At 69.6% G+C, this 12173-nt stretch carries 5 protein-coding genes; all 5 read right to left on the bottom strand.

Features of this window, described 5'->3' with window-relative positions:
- Nucleotides 1-18: 18 nt before the first annotated feature.
- The 5 genes from pulA to FBY35_RS27685 all read right to left on the bottom strand — a co-directional run bounded on the left by pulA (nucleotide 19) and on the right by FBY35_RS27685 (nucleotide 12150).
- Nucleotides 19-5313 (bottom strand): pullulanase-type alpha-1,6-glucosidase, encoded by a 5295-nt coding sequence (pulA, locus tag FBY35_RS27655; RefSeq protein ID WP_142216684.1) that lies wholly within the window; start codon nucleotides 5311-5313, stop codon nucleotides 19-21.
- A gap of 96 nt (nucleotides 5314-5409) precedes the next feature.
- Complete coding sequence (locus FBY35_RS27660; protein ID WP_142216685.1) at nucleotides 5410-7095, bottom strand: carbohydrate-binding module family 20 domain-containing protein; 1686 nt, start codon at nucleotides 7093-7095, stop codon at nucleotides 5410-5412.
- A gap of 846 nt (nucleotides 7096-7941) precedes the next feature.
- Nucleotides 7942-8745: an aminoglycoside phosphotransferase gene (locus FBY35_RS27665; protein ID WP_260848963.1), complete on the bottom strand. Its 804-nt coding sequence runs from the start codon at nucleotides 8743-8745 to the stop codon at nucleotides 7942-7944.
- 667 nt (nucleotides 8746-9412) lie between these two features.
- Nucleotides 9413-10498, bottom strand: coding sequence for a LacI family DNA-binding transcriptional regulator (locus tag FBY35_RS27680; protein WP_399208971.1), 1086 nt, complete (start codon nucleotides 10496-10498; stop codon nucleotides 9413-9415).
- Complete coding sequence (locus FBY35_RS27685; RefSeq protein WP_142216687.1) at nucleotides 10483-12150, bottom strand: glycoside hydrolase family 13 protein; 1668 nt, start codon at nucleotides 12148-12150, stop codon at nucleotides 10483-10485. Before FBY35_RS27685 ends, FBY35_RS27680 begins: the two co-directional genes overlap by 16 nt.
- Between the last annotated feature and the right edge of the window lie 23 nt (nucleotides 12151-12173).

Below are 12173 nucleotides of genomic sequence, written 5' to 3' on the forward strand. Positions count from 1 at the left end.
ACCGTAACGCCGCGGACCCTAACTGCGTTCGAAGACGGCGACACTACGCCCCGGAACGGCGAAGGTTCCCGAACTCCCTTCGAACGAAGCCTTCTTGACGGTAAGGTCCGCCCCTGTCGCCTGGACGGGGTGCAGTGCGTACGAACGGCCCGCGAAGGCTTCGGCGCGCTGGGTCTGCGTGTCCGGGGTGGCATTGAAGACAACCACCAGGTCACCGAGGGCCATGGTGATCACACCGGGGGACTCCTCCTTGCCCGAGAGCGGGAAGGAGACGGTTGACTGCACATCGTCCGCGGACGCCAGGCTGAAGGCCTTCTCGGTGGCGCGGATACTGAGCAGGTCCCGGTAGGCCGCCGATGCGCCGTCGATCCCCTCGCAGCCCTCCGCGAGGGAGGGAGCCGTCAGCAGCGGCTTGGCGAAGGGCCACTTGGACTTGTTGTCGGCCTGCGGAGGCAGTCCGCGCCCGAAGCCGTTGCCGTCCCGGCAGTCCCAGTGGATCGCGTTGAACCAGTCGCCGCTGTCGTACGCATTGCGGTCCAGCGACTTGGAGCGCAGCAGGTCCGTACCGGCCTGGGAGAGCGCGGGCCCCTGCGAGAGCGCCGCGGTCGCCATGGCGAGGACCTGCATCCGTGCCCGGTCGGCCGGTGACGTGGCCCTCGGGAGCTTGAAAGCCAGCGCGTCGTAGAGGGATTCGTTGTCGTGGGCGTCCGCGTAGGCGAGGGCGTCGCCGGGGGCGGCAGCGTATCCGGCGGGGGCGCCGTTGTAGTCGACCTCGGAGCCCTTGACGGTGCGGCCCGAGCTGTCGGTGAAGGTGTACCCGGCGAGATTGCCCGTGAGGCCGACCTTGATCAGGTCCTGGTAGTGCAGCAGGCGGGCCTTCTGCTCGGCGGGAGTGCCGTTCGCGGCCGATGAGTTGGGGTCGGTGAAGAGGCCGGAGGCGAAGCCCTGGATCCCCGGGTCCTCGTCGAAGGGGCCGCCGCCGCGTACGGCGTCACGGGCCCGGTCGGAGAAGGTCGCGATCCCTGTCCCGGCCATGTTCTTCTGGGTCGCCTGGACGAAGCGGGCGTCGTCCGCGATCTCCCCGAAGTTCCAGCCCTCCCCGTAGAGGATGATCTTCTTGCCGTCGACGCCGTCGCGCTCGACGGTCAGCGCGTCGAGCGCCTTGCGGACCGCGAGGATGTTGGCCTTCGGGTGGTGCCCCATCAGGTCGAAGCGGAAGCCGTCGACCTTGTACTCCTTGGCCCAGGTGACGACCGAGTCGACGACGAGCTTGCCCATCATGGCGTTCTCGGGCGCGGTGTTGGCGCAGCAGGTGGAGGTGGCGACGGTGCCGTCGGCGAGGAGGCGCTGGTAGTAGCCGGGCACGATCTTGTCGAGTACGGACTTGTCGGCCTGGCCGCTCGCCACCGTGTGGTTGTAGACGACGTCCATGACCGTGCGCAGGCCGCCCTCGTTGAGGGACGCGACCATCTGCCGGAACTCGACCGTGCGCCGCGTTCCTTCGGGGTCGGAGGCGTAGGAGCCTTCGGGGACCGTGTAGTGCAGCGGGTCGTAGCCCCAGTTGTACGCGTCCTTCGCGGCGGCCTTGGCGATGCACGCCTGCTGCTCGTCGGAGTCGGGTGCGTACACCTTCAGGTCGCAGGCGGGGACCGTCTGGTCGGACTTCCTCTCGGGGATGGTCCCGATGTCGAAGGCGGGCAGGAGGTGGACGTAGGACGTCCCGGACGCGGCGAGCGCACGCAGATGCTTCATCCCGGCCGAAGCACGGTCGGTGAAGGCGAGGTACTGGCCCGGGTGCCTGGAGGTGCGGTCCGCGACCGAGAAGTCGCGGATGTGCAGCTCCTGGATCTGCGCATCACGCAGGGGCACGGCCGCGGGCTTCTTCAGCGTCGCCCAGCCCTTGGGGGCGAGCCGCGGATCGGCGAGATCGACGACCAGGCTGCGGGCCGAGTCGGTGGTCAGGGCGGTGGAGTACGGGTCGGTGACCTTGTTGGTGACGACCTTCTGGACGCTGGGCGCCCAGACCTTGACGACGTAGCGGTACGGCTTGCCCGCCCAGCTCTTCGGCCCGGTGACCGACCAGACGCCGCTCGTGCCGCTGCGCCGCATCGCGACCGTCGTGCCGTCGAGTTCGAGGGAGACGGACCGAGCGGTGGGGGCCCACAGGGAGAGGGTGGGACGGCCGCGGTCGAAGACAGGACCGAGTTTCGCCCCGGTCGCGTCGTACAGATCGTCGAGAACTCCCGGGATCTGAACACCGGTCGCGGCGAGCAGTGCGCCGTTCGCGGCGCGCTGGGTGGCGATCAGCTGACCGCGCAGGGCATCGCGCACCCGCTCGCGGTCACGCGGGTCGACGCTGAAGGCCGGATAGGCCGCGAGGTGCGGGTGTGCGGCCTTCTGTGCGTCGGTCAGGGCAGCGGGGTTGAGCCGCAGCCAGCGGCCCTCGTCGCTCAAAGCCCCCTCGACGACCGAGATCCCGCCGTTCGCCGCGTACACCAGCTGCTGGCTGGTCGCGTCGGTGGCCTTCACCTTCCAGACGACGGTGTCCCGGTCGATCCACTGGGCCTCGGCCTTCGCCAGGTCGAGCGAGGGCGCGCCACCCGTCTGCGGCAGCAGGTACTTCGGCTGCCCGGCGAGCAGCCAGACCTCGTTCGTATACGTGGCGAGGTCCAGCGACTGGTCGTTCGGCAGGTCCTTCTGGTCGCCCTTGTGGACGATATAGCTGAGCGAGGTCGCGCCCGCGGCGAGCGGTACCTCGAAGGTCACTCCGTACGCGTCCTTCTTCACCGGCTGGAGCGGCCTGGACCAGTCGGTCGGATCCTTCGCGCCCGTCCAGGTGTGCAGACCCCAGCCGTCGTAGTCGCCGTCCGCCCGGTGGTAGTGCAGGACGGCCTTGCTCTTGTCCTGGGGCGGGTAGGCGCCGTCGGGCGCGGTGGCCGACTGGCCGTCCTTGCCCTGGGCGATCCACACCTGGCCGGTGCGGGCGAGGTCGATCGTCCGCTGCGGGCCGTCGGCCGAGCCGTTCTTCTCGACGGTGTACGGGAGCGCCGAGGCACCTTCGGCGAGCTTGAACCAGGCGAACGCGCCGTACGCGTCCCGCCCGGTGAACGCGGCCTGCTGCTCGCCGGCCCTGAGCTGCCAGCCGTCGTAGTCGCCGTCGGGGCGCTGGTAGTGCACGACCGCGTAGTCGCGCTCGACGGCCACCGGCTTCTCGGGCGGCGGGGCCTGCCCGGCGGTCGTCTCCGCCCGGTCACTGGCCTTGCGCCCCGCATTGTCGACCACAACCGCCTTGTAGCGCAGGGGGGTTCCGGCCGCCACCGAGGCGTCGATGTGCTGGGTGACCTTGTACGGAGCGTGGTCGGCCGAGCCCAGAGTGCGCCAGGCGCCGTTGCCAATCTGCGCGGCGAAGACGACGCGGTCGAGCTGTCCGCCACCGGTTTGGGCGCTGATCTCGACGGTGCCACTGGCTCCGGCGGGCGGAGCCTTGAGGGTGACAACGGGCTTGGCGGCGGGCCGGTCCAGTGGCCGTGCGGCCTTCAGCACCAGCGACGACAGGGCGGGGACGGTGAGGGTGATCTTCCCGTCGGTGGCGTGGACCGCGCCCGAACCGCCGTACAGGGTGACAAAGTCGGTTGCGTCCGCCGGGACGGTCACGGTCGTGGGCGTGGTCCCGTTGTTGGCGGCGACGACGTACTCGGTGCGCGTCCTGGCATCCGTACGGGAGAAGGCGTACACCGAGTCCTTGGCGTACCGCTCGCTCTGGACGCCGTCGCGCAGCGCCGGATTCTCCTTGGTGAGCTTCGACAGCGCGGCGATCGAGCGGTAGAGCGGGTGCCCGCTGTCATACGCGTCCGAGGCGTGCGTCCGGTCCGTGCCCAGCTGGTCGTCGTCCAGATAGTCGGGGGTCTTGGAGGCGAACAGGCTCTGGCGGGCGTCCTTGTCACCGCCCGAGCCGGTGAAGCCCTGCTCGTCGCCGTAGTAGACGACCGGGTTGCCGCGGGTCAGGAACATCAGCTCGTTGGCGAGCCGCGCCCGCTTGAGCAGTTCGGCGTCGTCGGCCCGGGGGTTGTCCTGCTTGAGGAAGGTGCCGATCCGGCCCATGTCGTGGTTGCCGAGGAAGGTCACCTGCTCATAGGCGTTGGCCTTGTCGCTGGTGTAGCGGTAGTCGTCGGCGAAGACCTTCCCGAGACGCCCGGCGGAGGAGCCCTGCGAGGCGAAGGCGCGCGCCGCGTCCTGGAAGGGGAAGTCGAGGGTGGCGTCGAGCCGTCCGCGGGTGACGTACGGCGAGGTGATCGCCGTGTCCGCGGCGAAGACCTCGCCGAACATGAAGAAGTCGTCCCGGCCGTGCCTGGCGGCATACCCGTCGAGGGCGGTGGCCCACTGGGTCCAGAAGTCCATGTCGACGTGCTTGACGGTGTCGATACGGAAGCCGTCGATGTCGAAGTCGCGGACCCACTTCTCGTAGATCTGCTCCATGCCCTTCACGACCTCGGGACGCTCGGTCCACAGGTCGTCGAGGCCGGAGAAGTCGCCGTACTCGGAGCTCTCCCCCGCGAAGGTCGAATCGCCGCGGTTGTGGTACATCGTGGGGTCGTTGAGCCAGGCGGGGACCTTCCGGCCGGTGACCTTGGGGGTGTACGGGAAGGAGTCTGCGTCGACCTTGCCGAGTGCCGACCGGTCGTCGAAGGGGCGGCCGCTGCTGTCCAGATACGGGTAGGCGCCCTTGGGGCGGTAGCCGTACTTCTTCTCCGCGTAGTCGACAGTGTCGGCGGTGTGGTTCGTGATGACGTCGAAGAAGACCTTCATGCCCTTGCCGTGGGCCTTGTCGATCAGCTTCTCGAGATCGGCGTTGGTGCCGAAGTGGGGGTCGACCTGGGTGAAGTCGGTGATCCAGTACCCGTGGTACCCGGCCGAGGCGTCCTTGCCGGTGCCCTGGACGGGCCGGTTCTTGAAGATCGGCGCGAGCCAGATTGCGGTGGTGCCGAGGCCCTTGATGTAGTCGAGCTTCCCGGTCAGCCCTTTGAGGTCGCCGCCCTGGTAGAAGCCCTTGTCGGCGGGGTCGTATCCCGTCTCCAGACGCGAACCGGTCAGCCCCCCACGGTCGTTGGAGGGGTCGCCGTTGGCGAACCGGTCGGGCAGGACGAAGTAGAACTGCTCGCGGGTCAGATCGTGCCGCGCGGGCTGCGCGGCGAGCGCGCTGTCGGAGGGTGGGGCGGGAGGTCTGGGGGCGGAGGCGGCGGGGCCGGCGGATATGAGCGCGGCGAGGATGGCGACCGCGGCACCGAGGGCGGTGCGGCGGGTGGTGGTGGTCACCGGTTGGGTCTCCTTGGGAGGGCGGGGGGTTTTGGTGGGCGGGGTTGCGGGCGCCTGATCCGGGGGCAGTGCCCCCGGATCAGGCGGCGCGCAGCGCTACGTGCGGAACGTGTCCGACAAGGTCACCGAGCCGCTCGACGGCACCGTCGCCGTACGGTTCGCGCCCGTTTCCCACGTCACCGCACCCGCCGCGTCCTTGCGGATGTACTTGTATTCGAACGCCGTCCCCGCGGGCAGCGCGACGTCCAGCTTCCAGACCGGATAGCCCGCCGGGTCCAGCTTCAGCGCGCTCGCCGGGTTCCAGTTGCCGAGCGCCGGCTGGTTGCCGGTGACGTAGATGTTCTGTCCGGACACCGTCGTCGCGTTGACGTTGAAGGACGCACCGGCAACCGAACTCGACCCGCAGTTACGGGCGTTGACATGCAGCGCGACCGCCGTGTCCGAGCCGAGCGTCGCCGTGAACTGGCCGGAGCCGTTCACCGTCACGCCCCTGCCGGACTGCACGTCGCAGTAGTCGCCGGCAGGCAGTGAGGTCTGGAAGGTCCGGGTCAGCGACGACCCCTCGTGGTTGATGGCGACATACGCCTTCGAGCCGCGCCCGAAGGCGATCTGGTCCGCGCCGTTGTCCCACCAGTTCGACACGGCCTGACCGCGCGCGGTGTTCCGGAAGGCGACCATGGAGGAGATCTCCCGCCAGGCGTGCTGGCACTTCCAGCCGTCGCTGTAACAGGCTTTCACCGCCCCGCCGTTCGGCGGCCCCGCCTCCTTGTCCGACCACTCGTAGCCGGAGTGGATGTCCGGGGAGCCGTACGGCCAGGCCAGCATGAAGACATTGGCGAGCGTGTAGTTGGCGCCGTCCTTGTAGGAGAGGGTGTCGCCGCCGCGCTCGGTGTCGTGGTTGTCGACGAAGACCGCCGACTTCCCGGACTCCATGAAGCCCCAGCCCTCGCCGTAGTTCTTGAGGTAGGCGAGGTTCTCGTTGTTGAAGACTTGCTTGAGGCCGCGGGCGTAACGGAACTCCTGGACGTCGCCGTTGCCCAGGTACTCGCTGGGCGAGACGGCCTCACCGGCGCCGTAGATCGCCTCCTGCTTCCAGTACACGCCGGGGTTGCTGAGCCTGGACTTGATGGCGGCGAGGTCGGCGGCGGGCATGTGCTTGGCCGCGTCGATACGGAAGCCGTCGACGCCGAGCGTGAGGAGATCGTTCAGGTAGGCGGCGATGCGTCCGCGGACGTAGTCCTCACCGGTGTCCAGGTCGGCGAGCTGGACGAGTTCACAGTTCTGGACGTCTGCGCGGTCCTGGTAGTTGGTGATCGTCGACCGGCAGTCGTCCATGTCCGCGCCGGAGTAGATGCCGGGGTAGCTGTACTTCTCGTAGCTCGAACCGCCCGTGCCGGTGCCGGAGGCGGATGCCATGTGGTTGATGACGCTGTCGACGACGACCTTGACGCCTGCCGCGTGGCAGGTGCTCACCATGCTGCTGAACGCCGCGCGGTCACCGAGACGGCCGGCGATCTTGTAGCTGACGGGCTGGTACGAGGTCCACCACTGCGGGCCCTGGATGTGCTCCTGGGGCGGGGAGACCTGGACGAATCCATAGCCCGCGGGGCCGAGCTGGTCGGTGCACGCCCTGGCGACCGAGGCGAAGTTCCACTGGAACAGGACGGCGGTCACGTCCTTGTCGCCGGGCGGTGTCGCCTGGGCGGCTCCCGGTGGCGCGATCACTGCGACTGCCGCGCCCGCCGCCAGGGCGAGCGCGGCAGCAAGAGGTCTGCTGGCCATATGTCCTCCTGCACAGCACTGTGCATACGTGGGGGAATGCGGGTGACGGTGAGCCTTGCCCGGCAACGCGCCATGCCCGTAAGGCCTTTGTGGTGCTGATGATTCTTGCTGCAAGAACGCAGAAAGTTATTGCGGTCGCGACCGTACGAGGATGGGGGGCCGGGGTCAACCCTTTTGGACACGTGGCCGTAGCACCGTGGAAATCTTGCCGTTTCCTCGTTGCAAGACCTTTCGCAAGGCTTGCAGTGGTGTTACGTTCAACCATGACTCCGGGCCGGTCGGCCGGGGGCCCGGCATTCCCGGGCCCCACGCGCCCGGCCGGCCGGTCCGGTCCGGCGGTCCCTGGCGGCGGGGGACGCCGACCCGGACGGCGGACCTGCGGCGGGCCTGTTCCCCACCCCGCCCTTTCCCGTAACTGGGGCTCCGCCCCAGACCCCGTATGCGGCCTTCGGCCGCATGTCCTCAAACGCCGGACGGGCTGGATTCCGACCGGCGCTTGAGACGCGGTGATCCGGGGTCGAAGCCCCAGGTCGCGCCGCGAAGCAGGCGCCGGGGTCCGGAGGCGAAGCCACCGGTGCAGCGATTGGGAGCGGCGGGGTGCTGACCTGGGGTTTCTCGGTGGAATGTGTGTTGACCCGGGGAAACTCTTCTCCGTAGTTCTCACAGCTCAACGCCGTTTCCCGGGCTCAGGTGCCCTGGATGTGCCCTCAGTTCCACACGAGCGTGTAGTCCTATTCTATTCGGCGTTGCCAGCCCCAAGCGTCCCCGACACCCTCGTCGACGCGAGCACGGCTGGGAGCCGGGCAAGTCCGCCCGAAGGCGTCCCCCGTTACCAGTACCTAGCGTCTACAGGGCCCAGTCCCGGATGCGCGCGAACTCCGCCGCCCGCTCCGCCATCCCCAACTTCCATGGAGTCCCGTCCACTTCAGCGATCTCCCGCCACAGAGCCGCCGTGGCCGAGCTGAACGCCGCGAGTGCCTCGGCCTTTGCGTCCCCCCAGGACGGGAACCGACTTGCGAAGGCGAGGGCCTCCTCCACGGAATGCCCGGCGTCCATGAGCTGGAGGATAAGTGCGCCGGGGTCGATCCAGGCCGCCCCTCGCGTCGGCCAGGCCCAGTCGATGAGTCGTGCGCCGACACCGGTGATCAGGACGTTGTCCGGGGCGAAGTCGGTGTGCAGGAGAGTGTTGCCCTCGAAGTAGTGCAGCGTACCTGGCGGTGCGTAGTCCGCCCACCGGCCGACGGCGTCCTTGATCCCAATGCCGGCGGGTGCTGTAACGCCCTGCAGTTCGACAAGCGCGGTTTCCACGAGCGGCAGGTCGGGCGATCCTGGCGTGTAGTCGGCGTGGCGGCCGTCGATCACCTCGTAGCCGAGCAAGCTCCAGCCACCGAACTCCAGGTGCCAGTACAAGCGGGGACAGGATGCCGGCAGGTACGGCGCGACGGCAGCCTCGCGGCGCTGGGCAGCGACCTGGGGATGGTCGGCCGGGATGCCCTTCACGAAGACCCGGCCGCCGTTCGTCTCCAGGACAGAGGCGATGCCGGAGTTCATGCCGCCTTGCAGGGTCACCGCCTGGTGAACGGCGCCGCTCTTGTCGGCGACGGCTCGGCGGACGTCGGCGGGAAGCTGCTCGAACGGGATGCGGGACATGGACACGCGCGGTTCCTCAAGGGTGCTCGGGTACGGGGAAAGCCGCCCCGGCCAGGGTACGGCCGGGGCGGCACTGAGGGGGTGGAACGAGCGGGCGGCACGGGTGCCACCCGTGGTGGATCTAGTACGGCTGGTCGTCACCAGCCGAGCAGCTGCACTCGGCGCATCGCCGACCTCGCTGCGGCCACCAGGAGCACTCACTATCTCTGCGGCTCGGGCGGCTGGCGCTACCTCGATACCCAGGCGTTGGACGCCCATGGCATCCAGGTGCTGTCCTTCCACACCCCTGTGGACATGGGCGACCCTCTGTGGCGGTGGGCCCGCCAGACCAGCAGCCTCTGGGCGATGAGCAGCTTGGGGCCAGCGGCCCTTGGGGAGAAGCTGATCGAACATCGACCGGCTGTTGCCCTGGGGGTTTGCGCGTGACTGAGCCGAGCGCTCCCGAGAGAAAGCCCTTCCTGTGCGTCGTCGTTTGCGCGTGCGGTATCGCCAATGACGTCGGCAGGCTGATCACAGCTGCGCAGAAACAGCGCTGGGATGTCGCCCTCAGCCGCACCGAACGCACGTGCGGGCAGGCTGCGCCTCCTCCACCGGCGCGCGGTCCGCGGGCCACGGCCGCAAGGCCGTAGGAGAGGAGGACGGGCGATGGATTCCGCCCGGCCCCGGCCTACCGCCTCGCCTGCGCCGTCGAGCCGCGGACCACGAGCTCCGGCTGGAAGACATACTCCGTACTCTGCACGGGACTTCCCTGGATCTCCTCCAGCAGCGCACCCACCGCCGCCGCGGCCATCGCCTTCACCGGCTGCCGAACCGTCGTCAGCGGCGGATCGGTGAACGCCACCAGCTGCGAGTCGTCGAAGCCGACCACCGAGAGGTCGTACGGCACGCCCAGGCCACGCTCCCGGGCCGCCCGGGTCACGCCGAGGGCCATCATGTCGCTGCCGCAGACGATCGCGGTGCATCCCTTGTCCAGCAGCGCTCCGGCCGCCGCATGGCCGCCCTCGACGCTGAACAGGGAGCGCTGTACCAGCTGTTCGGCCGCCGCGGCGGTGTAGCCGTGGATGCCGACGAGGGCGTCCGTGAACCCCTCGGCCTTGCGGCCCGCCGGCACATAGCGCAGGGGGCCGATCGCGAGACCGATCCGCTCGTGTCCCAGCTCGGCCAGATGGTGTACGGCCATCCGCATCGCCGCCCGGTCGTCGCAGGAGACGCAGGGCGCGTTGATGTGCTCGCTGTAGCCGTTGATGAGGACGAACGGAACGCCCCGGTCGGCGAGTTCGGCATACCTCGAGTGATCGGCCGCGGTGTCGGAGTGCACGCCGGACAGGAAGACGATGCCGTTGACACCGCTCTCCTGGAGCTGTTCGACCAGTTCGTCCTCGGTCGCGCCGCCCGGCAGCTGGGTGCACAGGAGCGGCGTGTAGCCGTGCCCGGCCAGGACCTGTTCGACGGCCTGGGCGAAGGCGGGGAAGATCGGGTTGGTGAGCGCGGGGGTCAGCAGCCCGACGAGGCCCGCGCTGCGCTGCCGCAGCCGTACGGGCCTCTCGTAGCCGAGCACGTCGAGCGCCGCGAGCACCCGCTGGCGGGTACCGCTCGCGACGCCCGGCTTGCCGTTCATGACGCGGCTGGCCGTCGCCTCGCTGACCGAGGCCTGGGCCGCGATGTCCGCGAGCCGCGGGGCCGCGCCGGTCTGGACCCCGCCGCTCCGCGACGCCTCGCCCCGCGCGGGGGGAATGGTCACCGAGTCCACCACACAGTGCTGTCTGCGGGCAGTTCGGCCTCGCCGCCCGCCGGCTCCACGGCGGTGCTGGCCAGCAGGACGCGGCCGGGTGCCGGGATCCGTACGGCCGCACCCGTGGTGTTCACGGTGCAGACGAAGCCGCCCGGGCGCCGCAGGGCGAGCACGCCCTCGGGCGCCTCGAGCCACTCGACCGCGTCGCCCGCGCCGAGCGCGGGATGCTCCCGGCGCGTCGCGAGCGCGCTGCGGTACAGCTCCAGGGTCGAGCCCGCCACGCCGGTCTGCGCCTCGACACTGAGCGCGGCCCAGCTTTCCGGCTGGGGCAGCCAGCTGCCGCCGGTGCCGAAGCCGTACGAAAAGCCGTCGGCGGTCCAGGGGATCGGCACCCGGCAGCCGTCACGGAAGCCGTCCTGGCCCTCGGTGCGGCCGAAGGCCGGGTCCTGGCGTACGTCGTCGGGCAGATCGGTGACGTCGGGGAGGCCCAGCTCCTCGCCCTGGTAGAGGTAGGCGGAGCCGGGCAGCGCCAGCATCAGCAGGGTGGCGGCGCGGGCCCGGCGCAGGCCGAGTTCGCGGTCACCGGCCTCGCGGATCTGAGTGCCCCCGGGCGGACCCGCGAAGCGGGTGGCGTGCCGGGTCACGTCGTGGTTGGAGAGCACCCACGTGGCCGGGGCACCGACGGGCCGCATGGCGTTCAGCGACAGGTCGATGACCGCGCGCAGTTCGGCCGCGTCCCAATGGGTGCCCAGGTACTGGAAGTTGAAAGCCTGGTGCAGCTCGTCCGGGCGGACGTAGTTGGCGGTGCGCTCGACGGTCGGGGTCCATGCCTCGGCCACCGCGATACGGTCGCCGGGGTACTCGTCGAGGATCGTGCGCCAGGCGCGGTAGATCTCATGGACACCGTCCTGGTCGAAGAACGGCATGACGTCGTTGCCCAGCAGTTTGAGCTGGTCGCCGGAGCCTATGTCGGGCAGACCGGCCGCCTTGACCAGGCCGTGGGCGACGTCGATGCGGAAACCGTCGACGCCCATGTCGAGCCAGAAGCGCAGGATGGAGCGGAACTCGTCCGCGACGGCCGGGTGTTCCCAGTTGAAGTCGGGCTGCTCGGGGGCGAAGAGGTGCAGGTACCAGTCGCCGGGGGTGCCGTCCGGGTTCTGTGTACGGGTCCAGGCGGAGCCGCCGAAGATGGACTCCCAGTCGTTGGGCGGCAGTTCACCGTCGGCGCCCTTGCCGGGCCGGAAGTGGTAGCGCTCGCGCAGCGGTGAACCCGGGCCCTCGCGCAGTGCGCGCTTGAACCATTCGTGCGCGTCGGAGGAGTGGTTGGGCACCAGGTCGACGATGATGCGCAGGCCGAGGTCGTGGGCGTCGCGGATCAGCGCGTCGGCGTCCAGCAGCGTTCCGAACATCGGGTCGATGGCGCGGTAGTCGGCCACGTCGTATCCGGCGTCGGCCTGCGGGGAGGCGTAGAAGGGGCTGAGCCAGACGGCGTCGACACCGAGGTCCTTCAGGTACGGCAGCCGGCTGCGGATGCCCGGAAGGTCGCCCATGCCGTCGCCGTTCCCGTCGGCGAAGCTGCGGGGGTACACCTGGTAGATGACGGCGCTTCTCCACCAGTCAGCCGAAGCGGTCCGGTCGGCGGTGTGATGGGCGTCAGCCAGGTACTGGGTCATTCTCGATCCCTTGGAGGCTCGGA

The organism is Streptomyces sp. SLBN-118 (assembly GCF_006715635.1).
Lineage (GTDB): Bacteria > Actinomycetota > Actinomycetes > Streptomycetales > Streptomycetaceae > Streptomyces.

What these genes read in the sequence shown, in the direction of transcription:
- FBY35_RS27660 (WP_142216685.1), bottom strand. Translation starts at nt 7,095, where the DNA reads ATGGCCAGCAGACCTCTTGCTGCCGCGCTCGCCCTGGCGGCGGGCGCG.
- FBY35_RS27665 (WP_260848963.1), bottom strand. Translation starts at nt 8,745, where the DNA reads ATGTCCCGCATCCCGTTCGAGCAGCTTCCCGCCGACGTCCGCCGAGCC.
- FBY35_RS27685 (WP_142216687.1), bottom strand. Translation starts at nt 12,150, where the DNA reads ATGACCCAGTACCTGGCTGACGCCCATCACACCGCCGACCGGACCGCT.